The sequence below is a fragment of the Bacillus sp. MAG717A genome, from assembly GCF_036884855.1.
Lineage (GTDB): Bacteria > Bacillota > Bacilli > Bacillales > Bacillaceae > Bacillus > Bacillus safensis.
On sequence record NZ_CP145733.1, the window covers coordinates 169,022 to 191,942 of the forward strand.

Annotated in this window: 25 protein-coding genes and 2 riboswitches; of the genes, 8 read left to right on the top strand and 17 right to left on the bottom strand. The window is 40.3% G+C overall.

What is annotated here, in order from left to right; translation table 11 throughout:
• Nucleotides 1-227: 227 nt before the first annotated feature.
• Nucleotides 228-1,022 (top strand): flagellar motor stator protein MotA, encoded by a 795-nt coding sequence (gene motA / locus V6Z54_RS00885; protein ID WP_041085024.1) that lies wholly within the window; start codon nucleotides 228-230, stop codon nucleotides 1,020-1,022.
• Nucleotides 1,015-1,785, top strand: a complete 771-nt coding sequence (gene motB / locus V6Z54_RS00890) for a flagellar motor protein MotB (RefSeq protein WP_041085025.1) — start codon at nucleotides 1,015-1,017, stop codon at nucleotides 1,783-1,785. Before motA ends, motB begins: the two co-directional genes overlap by 8 nt.
• Before the next feature lie 28 nt (nucleotides 1,786-1,813).
• On the opposite strand, the gene V6Z54_RS00895 is transcribed toward motB, so the two are convergent.
• Entirely contained in the window at nucleotides 1,814-2,269 is a 456-nt protein-coding gene (locus V6Z54_RS00895) for a MarR family transcriptional regulator (RefSeq protein ID WP_034281539.1), read from the bottom strand.
• Nucleotides 2,270-2,473: 204 nt separating this feature from the next.
• On the opposite strand from V6Z54_RS00895, the gene V6Z54_RS00900 reads away from it, so the two are divergent.
• A complete protein-coding gene (locus V6Z54_RS00900) occupies nucleotides 2,474-3,979 on the top strand; it encodes an ATP-binding protein (RefSeq protein WP_073979414.1) in 1,506 nt (501 codons plus the stop codon).
• 46 nt (nucleotides 3,980-4,025) lie between these two features.
• On the opposite strand, the gene V6Z54_RS00905 is transcribed toward V6Z54_RS00900, so the two are convergent.
• The 6 genes from V6Z54_RS00905 to V6Z54_RS00930 form a co-directional block, all read right to left on the bottom strand.
• On the bottom strand, nucleotides 4,026-4,268 hold the full coding sequence (locus V6Z54_RS00905) for an aspartyl-phosphate phosphatase Spo0E family protein (protein ID WP_073979413.1): 243 nt from the start codon (nucleotides 4,266-4,268) through the stop codon (nucleotides 4,026-4,028).
• A 300-nt stretch (nucleotides 4,269-4,568) separates the two neighbouring features.
• Nucleotides 4,569-5,099, bottom strand: a complete 531-nt coding sequence (locus tag V6Z54_RS00910) for a cupin domain-containing protein (RefSeq protein ID WP_073979412.1) — start codon at nucleotides 5,097-5,099, stop codon at nucleotides 4,569-4,571.
• A 16-nt stretch (nucleotides 5,100-5,115) separates the two neighbouring features.
• Nucleotides 5,116-5,754 (bottom strand): methylthioribulose 1-phosphate dehydratase, encoded by a 639-nt coding sequence (locus V6Z54_RS00915; protein ID WP_041085029.1) that lies wholly within the window; start codon nucleotides 5,752-5,754, stop codon nucleotides 5,116-5,118.
• A complete protein-coding gene (locus V6Z54_RS00920) occupies nucleotides 5,718-6,413 on the bottom strand; it encodes a 2-hydroxy-3-keto-5-methylthiopentenyl-1-phosphate phosphatase (protein WP_338527607.1) in 696 nt (231 codons plus the stop codon). The genes V6Z54_RS00915 and V6Z54_RS00920 overlap by 37 nt, the downstream gene beginning before the upstream one ends.
• Complete coding sequence (gene mtnW, locus V6Z54_RS00925; RefSeq protein WP_269103721.1) at nucleotides 6,414-7,634, bottom strand: 2,3-diketo-5-methylthiopentyl-1-phosphate enolase; 1,221 nt, start codon at nucleotides 7,632-7,634, stop codon at nucleotides 6,414-6,416. It lies immediately after the preceding gene.
• A gap of 102 nt (nucleotides 7,635-7,736) precedes the next feature.
• A riboswitch (SAM riboswitch) is annotated at nucleotides 7,737-7,838 on the bottom strand.
• A 44-nt stretch (nucleotides 7,839-7,882) separates the two neighbouring features.
• Complete coding sequence (locus V6Z54_RS00930) at nucleotides 7,883-9,073, bottom strand: pyridoxal phosphate-dependent aminotransferase (protein WP_338527608.1); 1,191 nt, start codon at nucleotides 9,071-9,073, stop codon at nucleotides 7,883-7,885.
• A gap of 163 nt (nucleotides 9,074-9,236) precedes the next feature.
• Nucleotides 9,237-9,396, top strand: a riboswitch (SAM riboswitch).
• A gap of 79 nt (nucleotides 9,397-9,475) precedes the next feature.
• Here V6Z54_RS00930 and mtnK point away from each other — a divergent pair.
• The gene (gene mtnK, locus V6Z54_RS00935) at nucleotides 9,476-10,669 is read left to right on the top strand and encodes an S-methyl-5-thioribose kinase (RefSeq protein WP_338527609.1); all 1,194 of its coding nucleotides are present in this window, start codon (nucleotides 9,476-9,478) and stop codon (nucleotides 10,667-10,669) included.
• A gap of 6 nt (nucleotides 10,670-10,675) precedes the next feature.
• On the top strand, nucleotides 10,676-11,737 hold the full coding sequence (gene mtnA / locus V6Z54_RS00940; protein ID WP_073979408.1) for an S-methyl-5-thioribose-1-phosphate isomerase: 1,062 nt from the start codon (nucleotides 10,676-10,678) through the stop codon (nucleotides 11,735-11,737).
• A gap of 25 nt (nucleotides 11,738-11,762) precedes the next feature.
• On the opposite strand, the gene V6Z54_RS00945 is transcribed toward mtnA, so the two are convergent.
• From V6Z54_RS00945 to V6Z54_RS00955, 3 genes are all read right to left on the bottom strand, one after another.
• Nucleotides 11,763-11,900, bottom strand: coding sequence for a hypothetical protein (locus tag V6Z54_RS00945; RefSeq protein WP_162860203.1), 138 nt, complete (start codon nucleotides 11,898-11,900; stop codon nucleotides 11,763-11,765).
• 89 nt (nucleotides 11,901-11,989) lie between these two features.
• On the bottom strand, nucleotides 11,990-12,481 hold the full coding sequence (locus V6Z54_RS00950) for a methylated-DNA--[protein]-cysteine S-methyltransferase (RefSeq protein ID WP_041085034.1): 492 nt from the start codon (nucleotides 12,479-12,481) through the stop codon (nucleotides 11,990-11,992).
• 1 nt (nucleotide 12,482) lies between these two features.
• The gene (locus V6Z54_RS00955; RefSeq protein WP_041085035.1) at nucleotides 12,483-14,693 is read right to left on the bottom strand and encodes a PAS domain-containing sensor histidine kinase; all 2,211 of its coding nucleotides are present in this window, start codon (nucleotides 14,691-14,693) and stop codon (nucleotides 12,483-12,485) included.
• A 293-nt stretch (nucleotides 14,694-14,986) separates the two neighbouring features.
• Here V6Z54_RS00955 and V6Z54_RS00960 point away from each other — a divergent pair, with 293 nt between their 5' ends.
• A complete protein-coding gene (locus V6Z54_RS00960) occupies nucleotides 14,987-16,006 on the top strand; it encodes an acyltransferase family protein (RefSeq protein ID WP_338527610.1) in 1,020 nt (339 codons plus the stop codon).
• A 226-nt stretch (nucleotides 16,007-16,232) separates the two neighbouring features.
• Here V6Z54_RS00960 and V6Z54_RS00965 read toward each other — a convergent pair whose 3' ends face one another.
• From V6Z54_RS00965 to htpX, 5 genes are all read right to left on the bottom strand, one after another.
• Nucleotides 16,233-16,406, bottom strand: coding sequence for a hypothetical protein (locus tag V6Z54_RS00965; protein WP_175297136.1), 174 nt, complete (start codon nucleotides 16,404-16,406; stop codon nucleotides 16,233-16,235).
• Nucleotides 16,399-16,563 (bottom strand): hypothetical protein, encoded by a 165-nt coding sequence (locus tag V6Z54_RS00970; protein ID WP_087975542.1) that lies wholly within the window; start codon nucleotides 16,561-16,563, stop codon nucleotides 16,399-16,401. Before V6Z54_RS00970 ends, V6Z54_RS00965 begins: the two co-directional genes overlap by 8 nt.
• Before the next feature lie 6 nt (nucleotides 16,564-16,569).
• Nucleotides 16,570-17,088, bottom strand: coding sequence for a YetF domain-containing protein (locus V6Z54_RS00975; protein ID WP_041085037.1), 519 nt, complete (start codon nucleotides 17,086-17,088; stop codon nucleotides 16,570-16,572).
• Nucleotides 17,089-17,192: 104 nt separating this feature from the next.
• The gene (locus V6Z54_RS00980) at nucleotides 17,193-18,539 is read right to left on the bottom strand and encodes a TrkH family potassium uptake protein (protein WP_041085038.1); all 1,347 of its coding nucleotides are present in this window, start codon (nucleotides 18,537-18,539) and stop codon (nucleotides 17,193-17,195) included.
• Nucleotides 18,540-18,686: 147 nt separating this feature from the next.
• Nucleotides 18,687-19,586 carry a protease HtpX gene (htpX, locus tag V6Z54_RS00985; RefSeq protein WP_024424664.1) on the bottom strand — a complete coding sequence of 300 codons (900 nt, stop codon included), beginning with the start codon at nucleotides 19,584-19,586 and terminating at the stop codon, nucleotides 18,687-18,689.
• A 278-nt stretch (nucleotides 19,587-19,864) separates the two neighbouring features.
• On the opposite strand from htpX, the gene V6Z54_RS00990 reads away from it, so the two are divergent.
• Together V6Z54_RS00990 and V6Z54_RS00995 are read left to right on the top strand one after the other, a co-directional pair.
• The gene (locus V6Z54_RS00990) at nucleotides 19,865-20,578 is read left to right on the top strand and encodes a DUF1836 domain-containing protein (RefSeq protein WP_269103726.1); all 714 of its coding nucleotides are present in this window, start codon (nucleotides 19,865-19,867) and stop codon (nucleotides 20,576-20,578) included.
• Nucleotides 20,579-20,702: 124 nt separating this feature from the next.
• Nucleotides 20,703-20,900 (top strand): alpha/beta-type small acid-soluble spore protein, encoded by a 198-nt coding sequence (locus tag V6Z54_RS00995; RefSeq protein WP_034281522.1) that lies wholly within the window; start codon nucleotides 20,703-20,705, stop codon nucleotides 20,898-20,900.
• 36 nt (nucleotides 20,901-20,936) lie between these two features.
• Here V6Z54_RS00995 and V6Z54_RS01000 read toward each other — a convergent pair whose 3' ends face one another.
• Nucleotides 20,937-22,115: an anti-sigma factor domain-containing protein gene (locus V6Z54_RS01000; protein ID WP_338527611.1), complete on the bottom strand. Its 1,179-nt coding sequence runs from the start codon at nucleotides 22,113-22,115 to the stop codon at nucleotides 20,937-20,939.
• The gene (gene sigI / locus V6Z54_RS01005) at nucleotides 22,112-22,867 is read right to left on the bottom strand and encodes an RNA polymerase sigma factor SigI (RefSeq protein WP_305960396.1); all 756 of its coding nucleotides are present in this window, start codon (nucleotides 22,865-22,867) and stop codon (nucleotides 22,112-22,114) included. The genes V6Z54_RS01000 and sigI overlap by 4 nt, the downstream gene beginning before the upstream one ends.
• Nucleotides 22,868-22,921 lie beyond the last annotated feature (54 nt).

Sequence of the window (22,921 nt, forward strand, 5' to 3'; positions counted from 1 at the left end):
GTATGAAGAAAAATTAAAAGAGCTGCTTCATTTAGATGAACCAGCGCAAAACGATTAAATGGAGACTCCCTTTATATGAGAGGGAGTTTCTTCTTTTTACATATAGAAAGCGCTTTCGTCAAAAATTCTTCACAGAAACTGTCTTAATTTTATATTCTGACTAAAACCCTTCTAGAACACACCGATATTAACTATAGAAAAAGATAGTTAAAGGATTTGGTGAGATAATGGACAAAACATCGTTAATTGGTATTATTTTAGCATTTATTGCACTAGGTGTCGGTATGGTTTTGAAAGGTGTGAGTCTAACCGCTCTTATCAACCCGGCGGCTATATTAATCATCATTGTTGGGACGGTTGCAGCTGTTGTCATCGCATTCCCTTCTAGTGAAATTAAGAAAACACCAAAATTGTTCGGCAAAATTTTCAAAGACAGCCAGCTTCCAACGATTCAAGAAATGATCCCTCTATTTTCAAACTGGGCACAAATTGCGCGTCGTGAAGGTCTTTTGGCATTAGAAGCAAGTCTTGAGGAAGTCGATGATGATTTTCTAAAGAACGGGTTAAGCATGGCAGTTGACGGCCAAAGTGCTGAATTTATTCGAGACGTCTTAACAGAAGAAGTCGACGCCATGTCTGAACGACATCAGTCAGGCGCATTAATCTTTACACAAGCAGGTACATACGCCCCGACGCTAGGGGTACTTGGCGCCGTTGTCGGACTTATTGCCGCACTTGCCAACATGGGAGATATTGAAGCACTTGGACATGCAATCAGTGCTGCCTTCGTCGCCACACTGCTTGGGATTTTCACCGGGTATGTATTATGGCATCCATTTGCCAACAAGCTGAAGCGTAAATCAAAGGAAGAAGTAAAACTTCGTCTGATTATGATCGAAGGCATTCTTTCTGTTCTTGAAGGTCAATCTCCAAAAGTCATTGAACAAAAACTTCTTATGTACTTACCAGCAAAAGAACGTGCAAATCTTGTCATTGAAGAAGGAGAAAATCAAAATGGCTAGGAAACGTAAAAAACATGATCATGAAGACCATGTAGATGAATCTTGGCTTATCCCTTATGCCGATCTTCTGACGCTTCTTCTCGCCCTCTTCATTGTGCTTTTTGCATCTAGTTCGATTGATGCGGCAAAATATGAACAGATGGCTAAGTCTTTTAATGTTGTTTTTACTGGCGGTACTGGTGTCATGGATCAATCCAGCATGCAAAGCACGGAAGAAACTGAACACAGCAACCAAGTCAAGAAAGCAGCCGAGGAAGAGAAAGATGAAGAAGCCAAAGCAAAGGCTAGAGACCAAGCGGTTCTCACAAAGGTCAAACAGCAGGTCGATTCATTCATTGCAAATAAAAAACTTGGTTCCAAGCTCGAAACAAAGCTTACGGATGAAGGACTTCTCATTACGATTGAGGACAGTATCTTCTTTGATTCTGGGCGGGCAGTTATTCGCTCTCAGGATGTCCCGTTAGCAAAAGAAATCTCAAAGCTGCTCGTCATTAATCCCGCTCGTGACATTGTCATTAGCGGACATACAGATAATGTACCGATCAGAAATTCAGAATTTGAATCAAACTGGTATTTAAGCGCCATTCGTGCTGTGAACTTTTTAAATATTCTTCTTGAAAACAGCAATCTAGACCAAGAGAACTTTAGTACAAAAGGATATGGCGAATTCAAACCGATTGCCTCAAACGATACAGCAGAAGGCAGAAGTAAAAACCGACGTGTAGAAGTACTCATTTTACCGATTGAGAAAAAAGCGAAATAAAAAAGGAAGCCAGCGGCTTCCTTTTTATTTATTCTTGATGATCATATAAATGCTTTGCACGCAGCCCCACATGTTTGAGCATATCGATGCAGGCATCTTTCTCTTCTTCGCTCAAGACACTGATCATCTCATGAATTTCTTTCGCATGATCTGGGAAGATGTCATCAAGCAAAGCTCGTCCCTGCTTAGTAATATGCGCAAATGTCACCCTGCGGTCTTCTGCACAAGCCTTCCGGCTGAGGAGTTCTTTCTTCTCCAATTTATCGACCACATACGTGATGCTGCCGCTTGCAAGTAAGATCTTATCACCGATTTGCTGAAGCGGCTGATCACCTTTATGATACAGCAATTCTAGCACAGCAAATTCAGTTGGATTCAGCCCGTGCTTCACAATATGTTTGTTCATGTGATGATTAATTGAGCGATAGGCACGTGATAATACAATAAATAATTTCAATGATTTTTCAACATTATGATTTTCCATTTTTTATCATCCTTTATGAAATGCAACCCACTAATGTGACATTAATAAACAATAAGTAAAATGTCAACATTTTGATCCATCTTTAGCACGAAAATGAGACCAGAACGAATCACCTAATTTTTTAAAAATCACACAAGTCATCGTAATAAAGATAGGTTCAATGCTATAATAAGTCTATTAGGTAATACGTTGGAGCGATGAATGATGAGTATACTCAAAGGGTTTTGGAAGAAGATCAGGCTTTACCTTATTTTGGTCATGCTTCCAACCCTAATCATTAGTTATTTTATCTACGAAAAAGAAACTGAAAAAATTGATTTAAAGAACAAACAAACCGCTACACTTATGTTAAATATTCACAAAAACCAAATGAATTATTTAATAAGTGAAACAGAAGCGAGATTAACTTCCCTTGCTATGGGATTTGACCAGCCGCTTGATACGAAAAAAGTACAAAACATCCTAGAGAAAATCTATAAACAAGAACCTCGTTTTTCAGGTCTGTATCTCCTAGACAAAAAAGGAAATGTAACAGCAAGCACCACCCCGTTAAAGGAAAAAATCAACCTATCATTCAGAGATTACTTTAAACGCATTCAAGTGACCAAGCAGACCGTGATCACAGACAACTATGTGAGCCGAATTACAAAACAGCGGATTCTCTCCATTTGTGTGCCTGTTCTCGATGAAAACGAAGAAGTCACCAATGTGCTGATTGCCGCCATTCAAATTGATTATTTAAGAAATATTATGAATGTATTGAACCCTGATCTTCATTTTAAGATGCTGAATCAAAATGGACATGTCGTGTTTACAAGTGGTCCACAGCCAGTACCCGAGGGCGGCAGCACGGTGTCTACATATTTAGATGAAAACAGCTGGAAGCTGGAGGTCTTTCCGCAGCGTGCTTCAACAAGTGAAGTGCTGTCTGTGATGCTCATCCCTTTATCCAGTGCGTTTATTTTATTAAATATTTTATTCACACTAGTCCAATATATCGTGTTAAGGCGGCAAACTCAGCAGGAGCGTCATCAAAACGAAGCGCAAAAGCTTGAATTGATCGGAACACTCGCAGCAAGTACAGCACACGAAATTCGTAACCCATTAACAGGGATTAGCGGCTTTATCCAGCTATTGCAAAAGAAGTATCATTCAGAAGAAGATCAGCTCTATTTTTCTGTCATTGAGGAAGAAATTAAACGGATCAACCAAATCGTCAGTGAATTTCTTGTATTAGGAAAACCAACAGCAGAAAAATGGCAGAATAACTCTGTAAAAGAAATTGTAAGTGAGATCATGCCGATCGTTTTCTCAGAAGCAAACCTTTATAATGTCGAAGTAGATTTACAAATCAATACGATTCAAGATGTTGGCGTGTATTGCACGAAGGATCATATTAAACAAGTCGTTTTAAATGTAGCAAAGAACTCTTTAGAAGCGATGCCAAACGGCGGTCATTTGAAGATTGTGATCGAAGCTGAAAAAGAACATGTCATCATTAAAGTAGCGGATACAGGTGAAGGCATACCAGAAGAGATGTTAAAGCACATCTTCCTTCCCTTTATTACGTCGAAGGAAAAAGGCACAGGTCTTGGACTTGTCGTGTGTAAACGAATCATTTCGATGTATGGCGGAACAATTGATATTCATAGCGAAGTGAATAAAGGAACGACTGTTATGATCATGCTTCCTTCTGCTCACTCAGCATAGCTGAAGATGTCAGCCGGTTTTGCTTATGCAAGACCGGTTTTTCATGTCAAAAAGAGGGGCGGTTCACAGATAAAAGACTCATTTGAGACATAAGATCATGAAAGGAGGGGGCAGATTGTTTCTCATGAAAAAGAAGATGCTGATACTCATTCATCAGGTTGTCCAGTTCTTGACTATATTTAATTGTCATCTCACCAGTGTACCCTTCCACTTGAGCAGCTTCTACCATTTGTTTTCTCTTCTCATCAATGGACATCAGCAATTGTTCTTTCCTTACATAAATATTCATGATCTCAGCTCCCGCAATGAATTCGACTGTCTATGCTCAAAATGATCCGACACCAAAATTATACTTTATTTGTAAATTAAATTAAATATGCTTATTTTATTTAATTTTTTACAGCCTAAAGACCTTTTACCCAATCAAATTTGGGGGTAAACTTCAAATTTGGACAGGACTGTCACATTGATTAAACAGAATTTTATCCTATACAGAAGATCAAAATCAACTATTTTCTTTCTCATTTTATGTCTAATCTCCTAAAAAAAAGCTGATCTTCCGCCTCATGCGGAATGATCAGCTCTATCATTAAACCGTTTCTTCTTCGTAAATTGGCACCCAGCCCTCAGTTGTGACAAATATGCGAACTGCGACCACTTTGCGATCTTCTTGAAGTGTAAAGTAATGACGGATGTTTGGCGGAACAGAAATTAAATCACCTGGGTTCAATCTCACATCAAAAAAGACGCCATCCTTGCCTTGAATAGCAAAGATTCCGTGCCCGCTCACAATAAAGCGCACTTCATCATCTGTATGGTGATGCTCACGTTTAAAGTTTTGGAGCAACTCATCAAGATTTGGCGTAGCATCAGATAATGAAATCACATCCTGTGCTTTGTATCCTCTTTTTTCAGAAATACTTTGGATTTCCTTTTGGAAAACAGTCAAAATCTCTTCCTTTTCCTCATCGGTTAAATCATACTTTTCTGATAAACGGTTTGGCAGCTTTTCAATATCCCAATGCTCATAAATAACCCCTTGTTTTTCTAAATATGATGCAACCTCTTGCTCGTTCTCAAGTAATGTGTTCTCTTCATTGTGAATTAAAATCGTCGCCATGTGCTTTTCCTCCTTTTTATCTTACAAGCTGCTGTTGATACAGCGCTAATTTTAAGTGATAGCTAAATAAAAATTCATATGCTTCTAATACTCGTTTTGCTTCAAAGGCTGTGTTTCCCCAGACCGTGATGCCATGATTGCGAATGAGTACAGCACCAGATGACGTCTCTAATGTCAGGTGTTTTGCAAATTGCTCTGCAAGATGCGGAATATGAGCTGGATTTTCAATAATCGGAATCGACACTTCTGCATCCTCTTCCCAATAACCAAGCGCTTTGATGATTTCGTTGCCTTTAAAACGAATCTCTCCCTTATCCCCATACAGCTCTGACATCACATTATTATCGATTGTATGGACATGCAGACAGCAGCCTGCTTTCGTCCGCTCATACACGTACGTGTGAAGCAGTGTTTCAGCTGATGGCCTAAGCGTCTCGTTCGGATCATCGGGCTGGCCTGCCGCATTTACTAGCACAAAATCTTCATTTGTTTCTTTTCGTTTATCTTTGCCGCTTGCCGTCACCAAAAACGTGATTGGATCATCCGACACCTTGATCGATAAATTTCCGCTTGTTCCGAAAAACCAGTCTCTTTGTGCCAGTTCACGTTTAACGTCTGCTAGCTCCTGCCAGCGTTTGCTTTTTGCGTCTGCCATTCCTTCACTTCCTTTATTTGAACAAATTGCGTGTGTAAATCAACAAATGTGTCATACTCCTTATGTACGAGCCCAAGCTCTTTACATTCATTGAGCAAGTAATCTCGCGCAAACGTGAGATCCGCATGTTTCGCTGCCTCTACATCGGTCACTGAATCTCCGATCATGATGATAAAGTCATTTTCATGAGTCAGCTCTCGAATGATCGAGGGCTTGCAGCATCCGCAGCCATTTTGACATTGTGAATCACAGGCATGCGGCCATTCAATCTGAATATGGTCTTCCCCAAATGACGCATGGTTGCAATAAATATCGTCTCGATCGACAATACCTTCGAGGATGGGGTATACAAAAAAGTCCATCCCCCCGCTAAGTACATAGAAAGGAATGTCCGCTTTTTTTACCTCATCCACAAATTGCTTAAATCCTTCACGAATCTCTGTATCCTCTAAAATAAATGATTGAATGGCTTCCTTCTGATCACTTGTCAGTAATTGAAACATCTGCCCGACGCCTTCTTGAATGGTAATTTCCTTTGACAGGACACCATCCTTCAGCTTCGTCCATTCACTCGGTGCAAACTGTTTCATGATGCGGATGATATTATCATTTTTTGTAATTGTTCCATCAAAATCACAACATACAATTGGTTTTTTCATTTATTCTGCTACCCTTCCCCAAAGATCAAGTGCCGCTTTTAAGTCTTGGCAAGAAGATGCCTTATCTTCGATCGACTCTTTTTGAATCACTGCATCAATGATCGAACGAAATGCCTTCCCTCCACCGATGGCTCCCCGCGGATGTCCGTGAATGCCTCCGCCTGCGTTAATCACATGATCAACTCCAAAATCTTTGATTAATACTGGAACCATTCCAGGATGAATGCCTGCTGACGGGACAGGGAATGTTTTTTGAACCGTATCCTCTTTTACGCAAGCTTCATAGATTCCAAGGGCATCCTTTTTCGGAAGTGCAACCGATCCATAAGGTGAGGGAAAAAGGCTCAAATCAGCGCCAGCATATCGATTTAATTTGCCTAAAAGAAGAGAATGCGAGAATCCATATTCAGGAGAGGATGTCAATGCACCGCTCACTGCGGGATGCGCCATAATAGGCAGTGGAATATCTGGATCCTCAGCTAAGCTTTGCATGACATCAAGACCGTAAGCAAAGACATTGAATAAGAGTGCATCTGCTCCAAGTTCAGCGGCCTTTCTCGCTCTATCCCTCAGGTCAAAGGTTCTGCCCGTTAAATTGACAGCATACAGCGTGCGGTGTCCTGTCTCTTCATAGGTTTCTTTTAAAATCGCTTTTCCTTCTTTGATTCGCTCTTCAAAAGGAGCTAATGGACTTTCAAATAAAATTTCATCGTCTTTGATGAGGTCAACCCCGCCTAATGCCTGTAAACGGAGCTGCTCTTTTAAATCCTGCATATCACGGCCGATAACACCTTTAAAAATACTCATCAATAATGGACGATCAAATACATTTACCTTTTTACGTATGCCATCAATTCCAAATACCGGTCCTGGCAGGCTTTTTTTAAATTCTTCAGAAAATTGGATATCGACTAGCTTCACTTTTCCGTCTAGTGAAAGCTTTCCAAAAATCGTCGTGAAAACAGCTGGTAAATCTGCTGAAAAGTTTGCATCAGGATAAGCAATGGTCACCTCTGATTGATAAAGACCATTTTCGACTGGAGCAGCCTTTTCTAATACTTTTTCAACTCGGCCTTTATGCTTTTGAAGCTGCTCCTTTTTGAGCTGCGGCAAATCCGTCCATGATCCAACTGTTAAACCAAGTGCGATCTGCTCCGCTTTTCGATTTATTTGTTCATCCTCTCGATGTGTTAATACGTATGTTGCCAGTAATTCACTCACTAGGAATCCCCTTTCGATTGCGTCATGCATATGTTCAATAAAAAAACCTCTTCAAGTGCTTCTTGAGCGCCTTAAAGAGGTTGTTTCGTGTCATTCATCCGAATCTTATCTCTCAGCGCTTGCTGCAAGAATTAGCACCGTGCTTCATGGAAGTCGGTTGCCGGGCTTCATTGGGCTAGTCCCTCTGCCTACTCTTGATAAGAATATTCAATTTTCTTAAATATTGCCTGAATTATCGCACCATTTTTTTATGTTGTCAATGGCTTTTTTTCAAACAGCTTTAAGGCAGCGATGCGCTGAGCAGCTTCTTGTAACCGCTCCTCGCTTGTTAGAAGCCCTACTCTCACGTACCCTTCACCGTGAGCACCAAAGCCATTACCTGGCGCTACAACAACATGCGCTTTTTCTAATAATAAATCAGAGAAGGCTTCAGATGTATATCCTTCTGGCACCTTTAACCAAGCAAAAAATGATCCCTTTGGTGCACTGACTTCCCAGCCAATTTCTTTGCAGGCAGCTATCCACACATTCCGCCTTTTCTCATATCGGTCATTTTGCACCCGTACGCACGTTTGATCGCTTAATAGGGCCTCCGCTGCTGCATCCTGCGTGGCTTTAAACAACGAGACAAACAAATGATCCTGATAAAGCTCAATCGCTTCAATAACAGACGGATTCCCTGCTGCAAATCCTACTCTCCACCCTGCCATATTGTACGTTTTAGACAATGTGTAAATTTCTATTCCTGTCTCTTTCGCTCCATCTATTTGCAGAAAGCTGATCGGCTTTTCCCCATCAAATCCAATGCCGCCATATGCAAAATCATGAACAACACATAGCTTGTGATCTTTCGCAAATGTAACGGTTTCTTCAAAAAATGAACGACTTGCCGTAGCCCCCGTCGGATTGTTGGGGTAATTTAAGTACATTAATTTTGCCTTTTTCTTATCATCCTCAGGCAGCAAATCGTAGTCAGGTAAAAAATCATTTTTTTCAAGAAGTGGCATGGTCACCATATGAGCTCCAGCAAGTACAGCACCTGACCAATAATCAGGATAACCTGGGTCAGGGACGAGAAGCGTATCACCCGGATTCAGCAGGCACTGCGGCAGCTCAACAAGCCCTGCTTTCCCGCCAAATAAAATCGCAATTTCCGTCTTTGGATCAAGCGTGACGCCATATTCTCTTTCATAAAAAGCGGCCGCAGCCTTTTTTAATTTCGCTGTTCCACGGAATGAGGAGTATTGATGATTTTCAGGTTTTAATACCGCTTCCTGCATGGCTTTTACAATGTGCGGAGGAGTTGGCTGATCAGGATTTCCCTGCCCCAAATTAATAATATCTGCCCCTTCCTGCACTTTTTTCTGCACCTTTTGGACAAGGGACGCAAAAAATTGTTTCGGTAATTGTTTCAACACATCTGATTGCTGGAATTCCATTTCTTCACCTTCTATTCAAGTTACGTGACAATACAAACACTGTAATGGATTGTTTTATGAATTGTAAAGCAATTTTGAAAAAAGATTGACATGTAAAGCGCAGCTCTGATAATATCTTGAATTAAGAAATGCAAACAGACACGAAACAATTACATATTGATTTCTCTTATCGAGAGTTGGGCGAGGGATTTGGCCTTTTGACCCCAACAGCAACCGACCGTTAATACCACTGTGAAGTGGGGCGCAGCAAGTAACGCGCCAAGACAATTGTCTTATAGGGCACGGTGCTAATTCCATCAGACGTATGTGCTGAGAGATAAGAGAGGCTTTGAGCATACACACCATCAAGCCTCTTTCTCTCAGGAGAAAGAGGCTTTTTTATATGATTTGGAGGGGAAGCAATTGATTACACTTACGGCATCATATGAAGAACTAACAGAAAGTTCGGCAGTTGCACTTGCAATTAGACTTGGCTTAATCCAAGAAAGCAGTCATTTGACTTGTACTGAAATCGGCGACGGGAATTTAAATTACGTCTTTCATATTTATGATCACAAACAAGAAAAAGGATTGATCATCAAGCAGGCGCTGCCTTATGCAAAGGTGGTTGGTGAGAGCTGGCCTCTTACATTAGACCGGGCAAGAATTGAAAGTGCTGCCCTGATCAAACAGTCAGAATATGCGCCACATCTCGTACCAGCGGTCTATTACTCGGATACAGCTCTTGCAGTGACAGCCATGGAGGATCTCTCACACTTAGAAATCGTCAGAAAAGGGCTAATTGCCGGAAAACAATATCCGCATTTATCTGATCATGTCGGAGAATTTTTAGGAAAAACACTCTTTTACACATCTGACTTTGCCACAAATCCTAAAATCAAAAAACAATTTGTGAAGCAATTTACGAATCCTGACCTGTGTGATATCACAGAAAAACTCGTCTTCACAGACCCTTTCTTTGATAGTGAAACAAATGACTTCGAAGAAGAATTAAGAGAATCAGCAGAAGCGCTTTGGGCAGACCTTGAAGTGCAAGCCAAAGCAGCAGAGTTGAAGCGTATCTTCCTGACATCAGCTGAAACATTGGTTCATGGAGATCTTCATACAGGCAGTATTTTTGCAAATGAGACTGAAACGAAAATCATTGATCCAGAATTCGCATTTTACGGTCCCTTCGGATTCGATATCGGCCACTTTATCGCCAATTTGTTCTTGAATGCTTTATCTCGCGAGAATGAACACGAGCAGCAGCACCTTTTTGACCATGTCGTCAATGTATGGGCAACATTCAAAGAAGTGTTCACAAAAGCTTGGAAAGAGGACAGCATTGAAGCGTTTAGTGTATCGGACAGTTTTTTAGAAACAACGTTTGACCGGATTTTAAAAGAAGCGACAGGCTTTGCCGGCTGTGAGCTTGTCCGCCGAACAATCGGTCTTGCTCATGCCGCTGATCTTGATGCGATTCCATCACCAACTAGACGGATTCAGCAGAAAAAAGCAGCACTGACACTTGGAAAAACATTTATCAAACAATATCATGCAGTGGAAACAGCGTCTGACCTCGTCGCATTATTCCAGCCATCTGTAAAGGAGTGACGGGTTTTGTCAAAAGAATTTGAAGTCCCCCGTTCTGTCGAATGGGAAGAAAACCGTATTAACATTTTAAATCAGCAAAAATTACCGGCCGAAACCGTCTTTGAGCATTTATATACGAAAGAGGATGTGTATGATGCAATTGTGACATTAAAAGTACGCGGAGCGCCTGCGATTGGCATTACAGCAGCATTTGGATTGGCGCTTAGTGCGCAAGCCATTGAGACAGAAGAAATCGATGCTTTTAAACAAGAAGTCATTCGGATAAAAGAATATTTAAATAGTGCTCGTCCAACCGCTGTGAACCTCGCCTGGGCATTAGACCGGCTGCTACAGCGCATTCAGCGTGCAGCATCAGTGAATGCAGCCAAAACAGACCTTGTCCATGAAGCCATTCAAATTCAAATTGAAGATGAAGAAACATGCAGACAAATCGGTCAAAATGCACTTCAGCTCTTTAAATCAGGTGACCGTATCATGACCATTTGTAATGCAGGCTCCATCGCAACGAGCCGGTACGGAACAGCTCTTGCTCCCTTTTATTTAGCCAAAAAGAAAAATCTTGATCTTCACATTTATGCATGTGAAACACGCCCTGTTCTTCAAGGCGCTCGTCTGACAACATGGGAGCTCATGCAAGGCGGCGTGGATGTGACGCTCATTACAGATAACATGGCCGCCCATACGATGAAAGAAAAGCAAATTTCTGCTGTCATTGTTGGAGCTGATCGTATCGCCCGGAATGGAGATACAGCGAATAAGATTGGAACGTTAGGTCTTGCCGTTCTAGCCAAGCATTTTCACATTCCATTTTTTGTAGCAGCACCGCTATCCACTTTTGATGTATCCACCCGCGACGGGTCAGATATCCCAATTGAAGAGCGCGACCCGCTGGAAGTAAAGGAATTAAATGGTGTCCCCATTGCACCGCCCGATGTTCAAGTATTCAATCCCGCCTTTGATGTCACTCCTCATCATCTTATTTCAGGCATCATTACAGAAAAGGGAATTATCACATCGAACTATGCAGAAGAGATTGATGCTCTTTTCGCCGAAAGCATCTCTCAATGAATCGCAAAAAGGCGCCGTGTTCTTGTCATTTAAGAGCACCGCGCTTTTTTGTTTCTTGATTCGTTTTTGTTAAGATTTCTTTTTTTTGTTCTTCCGTCAAAACGTTCATTTTGACACATAGTGACGTAACGGCATACATTTTACCTTTTTTGCCCCAAAACATCCCAGCGCCCTCCTTTTTCCCTCAACCAACTTTTTTAGCTTAATAAAAGGATATGTCGCTTGACAAACATTTGGAACAGGTCAATCGATTTATTTTTGAACAAATGGGATGCCTTCTAATTCAAGGAGGATCGCTTTCATGTCTGTCTTCGATCCTGCATAGCCCGTCAGAGAGCGGTCTTTTCCAATCACTCTGTGACAAGGGATAAAAATTGGTAGTGCATTTCGTCTGTTAGCTTGTCCGATCGCCCTTACAGCCTTGGGATTGCCAATCGCTTTTGCAATGTCTGCATAGCTTTTTGATTCACCATATGGAATGTCCGACAATGCTTCCCACACCTGCTCTTGGAACGGAGAACCTGTTTGCTTGAGCGGGAGATCGAATACTTGACGCTCACCCTTAAAATATTCATCCAGCTGCTTTTTCGCTTCTTGTAAGACAGAGGTATCTACTTGCTTTAGATTTACTGCCTGCTTTTTTGCTAAAAACGGCTCATCATCAAACATCACCTCGATGATGGCACCGTCCTTTTCTAGTATGTATAGTGCCCCGATGGGTGCGTGATAGACGGTATAATACACGTTACTGCTCTCCTTCTTGTTTCTGCTGCCTAAGTGGCAGTGTGAGATGGAAGACGGTTCCTACGCCTTCCTCACTTTCTACCTCAATGGTTCCTTGATGCTCTTCAATAATTTTATAACTAACCATTAAACCAAGTCCAGTTCCTCTTTCTTTCGTGGTATAAAAAGGCTCACCTAGACGCTTTAGCTTATCCTCTGCCATTCCGCAGCCTTCATCACGCAATGAAATGACAATATGCTCCTCGCCCTTCCGCTGAATACTCACATAGACATTTCCTTTACGCGGCATGACTTCAATTGCATTTTTTAAAATGTTAATAAAGACCTGCTTTAATTGGTTTTGTTCACAATAAATGAGCGGAATCTCGTCCAGCACATTGAGATGCATTTGAACATTACCAAGATTCGCCTGTGCGTGCAGAAGATCCATCGTGTCCTTCACAATTTGCACCACATTTTTTTCTTCATATACAATAGCTTGCGGTTTCGCTAAAATCAAAAATTCGGTGATGATGGATTCAATTCTTTTCAGCTCTGATGTGATGACATTAAAATAGAGCGAATACTCCCCTTCTATATTTCCTTTTAACAGCTGAATGAAGCCTTTTAATGCTGTCATCGGGTTTCTAATTTCATGAGCAATTCCAGCGGCAAGCTCTCCGACCACATGAAGGGTATCTGATTTTCTCACCCGCTCTTCTAATTCCTTCCGCTCTGTCACATCTCTAAAGATGGCCAAATTCATATTATGGATAATGTTGCGTTTAAAAGAGAATTCCAGTATACGCTGGTCTGGATGGTTCAACACAAATGGAACCTCATTGTCCATTTCATCTAATGACATCGCCTCGGCAGGCTGAGCCAAATTTTCAATTTGATAAGGGGCAAGGATGTGGAAAAGATTCATTTCTGTTAAATGATCGTCCTTCAATTGAAGCAGCTCGCTTGCAGATGGATTGACTTCAATGATTCGGTATTGATTATCAAAAAGAACAATGCCGTCCATTGACCCATTAAATACTTTACGGAATTTGAGCTCACTTTCGCGCAGCTCCTGCTCCATTCTTTTTCGATCACTTACATTACGTAAAATGGTTAAGTGCTGTCCTTCTAATACCGCATGCTTTGAAGTAAACTCAAGCTCTTTATATTGCCCATTTGCCATTTTAAACAATAACTCTTCCCTTATTTCATGATTCCGGATATAACGTCTTCTTGTTGGTCTATATCTCTTATCAGATTTGACGAGAAAATCGGTGAGTTTTTTGCCAATCAGCGAGTGCATCGGTAATTCAAAAATTCGGCAGGCTGATTCATTGGCTCTCACAATCTCTCCATCATCCGCCCATATGATGATGGCATCCATTGCATTTTCGAATATTTCTCTAAAGCGTTCTTCACTTTTTAACAGCTTCTCTTCCATCAGCCTTTTTTCTGTAATATCCCGCATGATGGACATATAAAAACCACTCATCACATTTGATGTAATGGTGAGTTCAAATAATTTTTGCTGGCCAGATTGAAGAGTAACAGGAAGCTCTCCCTTTGCTTTCCCTGTTTCTTTAAGTGACGTTAAAAGGTGCTGCAAGGCGGGAAGATTTCCTTCTTCGACAAATTCATGTAAATATCGATCGGTTAAATCAGTCTTTTGCAGTTCAAAGCTCTGACAAAAAGAATGATTCGCATCAATCATGCAGCCATCCTGATCAAAAATGACCATCCCGTCAATGGCCCGGTCAAACAAATCTTTGAACAGCTGCTCATTCATGGAACGTTCTCGTTCTAATATTTTCTTTGAAGAAATGTCTCGCATGACCACTATATATTGCTGATTCATGGTGTCATGCTCTGCGACAAATTCAATGTATTTTGTTTCGCCATTTTCTAGCTGAATGGAGATTTCTCTTTTTAACGTACCTTTTCGAAAAAATAGATCGAGTGAGCATTCAATTTTATCTTTCGGGATGCCGTATAGGAAATCTAGAACGGATTTATTGAGGAGGTCTTCTTTCGGTGTCTGTACAAGCCTGCATGTTGCTTCGTTGGCTTGGATGATGTTGAGGTGCTGATCAAATATAAAAATGGCATCTAGCGTCTTATTTAACAGCATTTTTTGCTGCATCAACTCAGTTCGCAAATATTCGTTCTCTTTTTCTAATTTTCTGATATCTCCCGCAGGGATTAACCTATTGCCATCGAGCGTTTCAGTCATTCTCTTACACTCCTTTTCCAGCCTCATTCCTCTACAATATTTCTACAATATTTTCATTGTTCCTTCATTCGACTCATAAAAAAAGATAACTTTTCACACGAAGACTGTCTCATTTATTTCATTTGGATGACAGGATTGTATAACGATTCACTTTTCTTACGCTTCTTTTACAACCATTCTACAATTTCACATCAAATAGCGAATTAAGCAAAAATGTATTTTAGAATGGGGCAAATAAGGGAACAGTGCACTTAGAACATTTATGTTTGAAATCGAGCAGGAAAGGTGATGTTATGGCATCTTCACGAGACAGTTATTTTGATAATGCGAAATTCCTTCTGATTTTTCTAGTTGTTTTTGGTCATTTGTTACGATCATTCATTCATGATAATGATTGGATGCTCTATTTATACAAATTTATTTATACCTTTCACATGCCCGCCTTTATTTTAGTTTCTGGCTTTTTTGCAAAAGGGTTTAGAAAACCGGGCTTTATGAAAAAAGTCGCCGTTAAGCTGATCATCCCATATTTAATCTTTCAGGTGATCTATTCGGTTTACTATTACCTATTACAGGAACAAAGCATGGCCAATTTAAATCCAATTGATCCGCAATGGTCCTTATGGTTTTTAATTAGTTTATTCTTTTGGAACTTGCTGCTCATTCCTTTTTCAAAACTGCCGTTCCACTGGGCGATGATCGTCAGTTTATCGATTGCATTACTTGTCGGTTATGTGGACAGCATCAGCAATACACTCAGCTTATCACGTACGTTTGTCTTTTTGCCTATGTTTTTAGCTGGATTTTATTTAAAAAAGCAGCATTTTGAATTCATCCGTACAAGCAAAGGAAAAATGGCAGCACTTTTTGTATTAATGGCTGTCTTCCTGTTTTGCTACTTCTATGAATTTGATTATTCCTTCTTATTTGGTTCAAAGTCGTATGCTTCTCTAGGAGATGAAGGAATGATTGCGGCGATGAAACGAATGGCATGGTACTTGCTTGCATTTGGCGCTACATTCAGCTTCTTTGCATTAGTTCCAACACGCCGTTTCTTCTTTACAAAATGGGGAACAAGAACGTTATATGTTTATTTATTACATGGCTTTGTGATCAAGCTGCTAAGAACCACTTGGTTTGATGACTGGGCGCTAAATGCAGCAAGTGTACTCATTTTATTGCTGCTGACCATTCTGTTAACCTTTACACTGTCTAGCACTTTTGTTAAAACCGTTGCACAGCCAGTGATTGAACTCAAAATGAACAACTTCATGCGAACGATCACCGGCAGGCAAAGCAGTTATATAAAATAAAAAACGATCCTTATGGGATCGTTTCAGATTGTTGACAAAGGGCTAAAATAATCTTTATTTTAGCCCTTTGTCTTCCTTTCAGCGTGATAGAAAACCTTTGCAGTCGAGGAAGGGCGAGTACCGGAGCAGAGCGAATTTGACATTCGTGAGCACCGGAGCGCAGACCTGACAACGAATGCGAGGGTTTGTCTACACGCTGAAAACGATCCTTATTGGATCGTTTTTTCTATTTCTTATTCTGCTTACATGCAGCATCTTTCTTTGGCTTCATCAACGTATCAATCCATTTGCTGCTGTTGATATCTCCAAGCTCACTGCCAAATTCCTCTTCTAAAATATCTGGGTCCATTGGCTTTTTATGGTCCTTCATCTCTTTGCTCTTCATATGCTTCTTAGTCACGAGATGCTCCCCCTTGTTTCCCTTTATGAGAATTTCGATTTGCCTGACGATCTCTTGATTGTTCGTCAAATTGGGTTTGTCCTTGATCATGTGCCATGCTTTCAGTCGGCGTCATATTATTTGTTAATGCTTCATTTTTCGCTGCTTTTCTTTTCATGTGAATTCAGTCCTTTTTTGACAGGTTTAGTTCTTCTCTTAATTGGTCAAGGAATTCCTTCATCTGCTTGACCGTCACTGGCTTTTCCTCAGGTTTTAACTCATAGCCAATTTGTCCATTGGCTTCTAGCGTGGCTATTTTGAGACTGCTGATGTCAGTGATGCCTTGCTGCTTTAAACGCATTTTAAATTCGTCCCTTGTGAGCCTTGTTTTCTTCAGCTTATGATCAAGCATTTGGCCATCCTGTAAAATCACGACCGATTTCCCTGAAACCAATTTTTCAAAGAAATCAGATTGAATTGACAGCTTTTCCATAATAACAAGTGCCACAATAAAGATAGCGGCTGCAGAAATGGTTTCAAGTAAATTATGCTCAATAAAGGGTTGGATAATAATCGATCCGATTGAAATCATAATCACTGTTTGTTGTACAGTTAATTGACTAATGGATTTAGGCCCTGCTATTCTCAGCAGCAAGGTACCAACTAGCAGCATGACAATTGCTTTCCATAACACATCCAGCACGTCTCGTTCACCTCTTACCTATAGATTGCGAACATCCCATGTGATTTAGCCAGTTAGATAATGGAAATAAAAATAAAAAAAACAGCATTCAAATTGAATGCTGTTTAGCCAATGATGACGCGCTCTTTCGGATAATGATAATTTGCTTCGCTTTCCCTTCGGCCGATTAAATATAAAAAGCTTGGAATACCGATCCGTCCAATAAACATGACAACCATGATGATACATTTACCAAACACAGTGAGATCTGAGGTGATCCCAAGCGACAGTCCCGTTGTTCCGAAAGCAGAGCAAACTTCAAATAAATTTTCAAGAAGTGTATTATGCTGTGTTAAGGATAACAGGAACGTAGCGCCAAAAACCAAAATAAAAGCCATCATTGTCACCATAAGGGATTTATTAATATCCGCTTGATGAAGCTCCCTCTTGAAGATTTTTATGGACTTATTTCCCCTAGCATAATGAAACAATGCGAGTAAATTAAGGGCAAACGTAGTTGTCCGAATTCCGCCCCCCACAGAGCTTGGGGAAGCCCCGATAAACATGAGCATACATAAAAATAAAAGCGTCGGTTCGGTCAACTGCGTAATGTCTAACGTTGTCAGCCCCCCGCTTCTTGTTGCAGTCGATTGAAACAAAGAATAAAACAAAATTTCATGCCAGCTTTTCCCTACAAAGCTAAAACCGGCTTCAAGTGCATAGATTCCAATCGCTCCAACAACGACAAGGCCGCCGAACGTGAGCGTTGTGATTTTTGTAAACAATGAGAACGATGCGTGCTTACGGTCCTGATTGAACAAATAATCCTTCACTTCCACGAGCACAGGAAAACCAATCGCACCAAAGATGATCAACAGCATCGTAATAAACTGGACGAAATAATCATCTTTGTAAGGGATAAGAGAGCTTCCTGTAATATCGAAGCCCCCATTGGTTGTCGCACTAATACTCGAGAAGAAGCCATGTAAGAAAGCTCCTTGCACATCGTAATATTTGAGAAAATACATGCTTAAAATCAGCCCGCCGACAAACTCAATCAGCAAAATTAAATATAAAACCTGCTTCATTAGTTTCACTATTCCTGATAAATTGCTTTGGTTTTGATCTGCCATGATGAGCTTTCTTTCTTTAATTCCAATTCTTTTTCGCATGACAAGCCATACGAAGGTACCGAGCGTCATAATGCCGATGCCTCCAATTTGCAGAACAAACGCAAGGATCCACATCCCTGTCACACTAAATGTTTGGGAGGTGTCGACAACAGTCAGTCCCGTGACACTTACAGCACTCACCGCTGTGAATAAGGCATCAATGAATGTCCATTTGACTCCCTCTTGATGAGCCACTGGAAGGCTGAGAAGAATAAGCGACACGGTTACAGCAAGAAAATAATAAAGGGCAATCAACTGAAACGCTGACAGCCGGTCAATTAGCTTTTTTATAGGATTCATTATCATTCCTTCTTTTATCTATCTTTTCGAATACCTTTATCATTTTAATGAAAAGAGACATGATTTTAAAGCTATTTTATGCTTTATTTTCTTTTTCATCAAAAAGAAAAAGACACCCAGTAATAAAAGAATGTCTTTTCCTCTTTCTTATTTTGCTTCTAGTCTTCTGATTCTTTCGTTTAAATCAGGGTGTGTTGAGAAAAGAGAAGCTTTTCGTTTACCGCTGATTTTTAGCGTAGCGACTGCTGTTTGATCATCATCTTTGATTCTTGACGTGTACGCCTCAAGTGAACGAAGCGCATGAATCATTTTATCTTTACCCGCAAGGTCGGCTCCGCCGCGGTCTGCATGGAATTCACGGTGTCTAGAATATGCAAACACGACAAGGCTTCCTAGGATAGAGAAAATGATTTGGAAAACAATCACAGCGATAAAGTGAACAATCGGTACAAGCTCTTCACGTGAAACAAAACGGCTTGCGATCCATGCCGCAATTCTTGAAAGGAAGACAACGAATGTGTTGACGATTCCTTGAAGCAGCGTCATCGTGACCATGTCACCATTCGCAACGTGAGCAACTTCGTGGGCGATGACACCTTCAACTGCTGCATCATCCATTTCATGAAGCAATCCAGTTGATACTGCAACAAGTGATCTTCTCTTAGAAGGACCTGTTGCAAATGCATTTACTTCAGATGATTGATAAATACCAACTTCAGGCATTTTAGAAAGACCTGCAGCTCTTGATAGTCTGTGCACGCGGTCAACAAGCTGCTGCTCATCATATGTTAATGAATCCTTTTCTGGATTTAACACACGTACACCCATCATCATTTTTGCCATCCAGCGAGACATCGCAAGTGACATAAACGAGCCAACAAAACCAACTACTGCACTGAATACAAGAAGATAAAGGATATTAAGTCTTCCGTCTGCTCCTATATAAGAACCAACACCAGTTGCTGCACTAATAACCGACAGTACAATACCAATCGTAGTGATAACAAGAATGTTCGTTAATATAAACAGAAATATTCTCTTACCCATACATAACCTCCGCTGTCATATTAAGTTCAAATGAACTTATTAATAAAATTATAAAAATAAACGTCTCAAATTGCAAGGAAAAAGGAATCACTTCCTCTGTTTATCATAACGACTAAAACCCCGTCACATCAATATTTAAGACATTTGCCCCAGCAGAAAAGTGAACAAATTGTGACGTGCCGGCCTGCTTTTTAGTTTATTTTGCATTTTCATCAAAAAGAGACTATGATGTTGAATTAGATCAATAATCAAGTTTTGACGTACAAATGAGGTGGAACATGGTTACTTTTAAATTAACGAGAATTGACATGACAAGACTTCTGTATTCTCTAAAAGGAGAGGGAGATCTGACTCCGCTTCAGCTTTTGAAACTATCTGTAAAAAATGGCAAGGATCACTATGATGAATTAAAGATCCCGTCTTTTTTTGAGAAGCTTGAACGGCGGAAGCAAAAATCAGAGCATGGTCTTTCTACAAATGAAATTGTTGAGCTTGGCAACTTGTGTGAGCTGACTTCTCTTAAATCGACGGCGATTCAAAATTGGATCAAACGAGATATTAAAGATATGATTGGCCATCCAGAGCTTGGCAAAAAATACTCTATTGATCAGGTCGTTATTTTATTAATTGTCAGGGATTTAAAATCAGTTTTTGACTTCGATACCATTCGTATGATCTTATCTGCCTTATTTAACACCATCACAGATCGAACAGATGATATTATTAGTCCAATCCGTTTTTATGAAGCATATGCGCACGTCCTTGATTTTATTTATCACCATACACAATTCCCATTAAAGGAAACAAATTTGCGAGAAATAACCGAGGAGCAGACAGACAAGCTCCATGACGAATTTACAGAATTGGCGAAGAGTCAATGGCATTTGATTAAAGGGATTATCAGTTCTACCGTCTTCTCTGTCTTTACTTCACATTTGCAAAGTACAGCTCAAGAAATGATGTATAATACGCTGCAACTGAATAAGAGATAAAAAAGAACCGAGGTGACCTTCATCATCTCGGTTTTTTTGTACAGCAATTGCCAGCATAAATGCACGGCTTTTTTTTCAAAATAAGAAGGCGCAACAAACATGAGGTGAAAGGAGGAGAATGGACATGGCAAATCGAAATCAACTTCTTGTTCCTGGAGTAGAACAAGCTTTAGATCAATTTAAATACGAGATCGCTCAAGAATTTGGCGTCACTCTCGGTTCAGATACAGTCTCACGTGCTAACGGTTCTGTTGGCGGTGAAATCACAAAAAGACTCGTTCAACAGGCTCAATCACAAATGGGCAATCAATCTAAATCATGACATGGTGAAATACGCCGGAGCTATTCTGGCGTTTTTTTATTGTTCATATGTGTGCTTATACCTGTTCTCACGATAAGGAAACGGTGCACCTTTCCCTTTTTGCTTCGCATGTTCTCTTTTTTGTTCAGCGGAAGGATTGTTCTGATCCCTGCCGTTTTTTTTTGCGTGTTTTTCCGCATCACCACGTGTTGAGCCGTTCCAGTGTCTTCTTTCATCAGGATCAGTTGAGTGATTTTTTTTTTGCTCTTTATCGAAAGAAGGAACCTTTTCTTCCTTTATTTTGTTGTCTTTGCTTTCATCCTCAGGTTTTTGAGGCTTTTGAACAGACCCTTGCTCTTCCCTCTCTGCTTCCTTCTGCTCTTTGTCCTCAGCTTCTGGAGCTTCTTGATCTGGCTGCAACTCTTTGCTATCGTCTGTTTTTACGTCTTCTTGTTTGTCTTTATCTACTTGTTCTTCATCATGTTTCTTAGGATCTTCTTCCTTCACAGCATCGTTCTCTGCTGCGTCTTCATCCTTTTTGATATCTCCATGTTCTTTGTCTTGCATTTCTTGATTTCTAATATAGGTTCCTGTTGAAATGCCTGCCTTTTGAGCTTTTTCTCTTGTTTCCAGGTCACTTTCGACAGTTTCCAGCTTATAATTGCGTTTTTGATATTCACCAGAAATGGTCTTAATTTTGCTTTTTACGTTTGTTTTATATGTATTGTCCTGCTTGTTTTCATAAACGGTTGAAATATAAATACTTTTAGAGTCGTTCACATATCCTTTTTTGTCACAGTCATCTATAATTTCCTGCACGACCTTGGTCATGTCGTTTTTTTCTAAATCCTTCATACTCGCCAGTACTTGCTTCGCATCTTTATTCAGCGGTGTGACACCGATCACTTGATAATCGTGATCAAGCTTCAGCTCAAAGCTTGGGTTAATGTCAATTGTCATATACGCATATGCTTTTTGACTTGAGAAAGATGGCATCATAGTAAAAATCACGACAATAATCGCTGCTATTGATAGGATTCCTGCATTTAACGGACGTAAACGAAGCAGGTCAAAAAAACCGGCTCTTTTTCTTTCGAGACGTGATTCATTTGGAAATGTCACTTCTTGGCCGATTTCATAGTTTTGCTCTTCATATTTTGTCCGCAGAAATTGTCCATCAGGGGTCAGCAGCGTGACATATTTTTTGTTTTTCTCTACTATAATGCCTCTTCTCATGAATTAAGCACCCCTTTAAGGTAATCTTTCAAATACACATAATCACCTGTCATAATGATCGCCATTGCAATGATATATTTTCTATTTCTCTCAATCGTTTTGCGGCTGACTTCCACTAGCTTTTCCAGCTGTTTGACCGGCAATTGTTTTTTCTGAAATAAAATCGTTCTCAGCTCCTCGTGTTCAACGAGTGTATGGGCTACTTTAATGGCATTTTGCCTGGCATCTGCATGCTTTGGTGAATGCTCAAGTAGCTCTTGAAACGTGAGACCGTATACTTTCAGTCGTTCTTTAAAATGTTCAATCTCTTCTCTTCTATGTTCTTGTTCAATTAAACGCCTATATTCATTTGCAGAGAGCTCTGCTTCAATCATGCTTTGAGAGTATTCGCCATTCTCACTTTCTTGCAGGTCCATTTGAACCGTTGGTGCATTTCTTGCTTCTTTTCGAATATAGTCAATCACTTTTCTTTTAATAATTAATTCTGCGAACGCAAGCAGTGAGTTTCCTTTTTCGGCAGAGTATTTTTCTATCGCTTCATTAAAGGCTATTAAGCCTATGCTGAATTCATCATCTTTTTCATCTATATATCGTTTACAAACGGATGAAACCGTCTTAGCGACAAATGGTTTGTATTGCTCTATTAATGCATTTTGCAGTTCGATATCACCTTGTTGAATACTGATAGCCGACTGCTCTAATGTTTGCTTTTTCTTTCCTTTTTTAAACAAAAGGCTAAGCAATGGTTTCACCTCAGTTCTCCCTATATTACTCATTTATGATAGCTAATTTATGAGGGAAGCGCA